This is a genomic window from Citrobacter sp. TBCS-15 (assembly GCF_005280815.1).
Classification (GTDB): Bacteria; Pseudomonadota; Gammaproteobacteria; order Enterobacterales; family Enterobacteriaceae; genus Citrobacter; species Citrobacter werkmanii.
Map to the genome: position 1 here is coordinate 1 of NZ_SZWK01000189.1, position 214 is coordinate 214.

The 214-nt window shown below is 34.6% G+C and carries 1 protein-coding gene; it reads right to left on the minus strand.

Annotation, left to right across the window (positions count from 1 at the left end; all coding sequences use genetic code 11):
• The coding region (locus tag FDW96_RS12610; protein ID WP_197064333.1) for a hypothetical protein at positions 1–186 on the minus strand (186 nt) is incomplete at its 3' end.
• Between the last annotated feature and the right edge of the window lie 28 nt (positions 187–214).

The following is a 214-nucleotide window of genomic DNA, read 5'->3' on the forward strand; positions in this document are numbered from 1 at the left end:
TTGCGATACCATTAAAGCCATGTGCATTGCTAGAGAGCTTTTAAATGACTTAAATGGAGCTACAAGTATTCCAGCTTGTGAACTTGGCATTAACGTATCAATAAGCCAGTCATCTTTTAAATTTATTAAGTCTTCACGCTCTTTTAAGTGCTTGGCTGTCTGTACTTTTTCAAATATATTGGTCACTTTTTAATTCTCCCCTTTTGGTTTATAG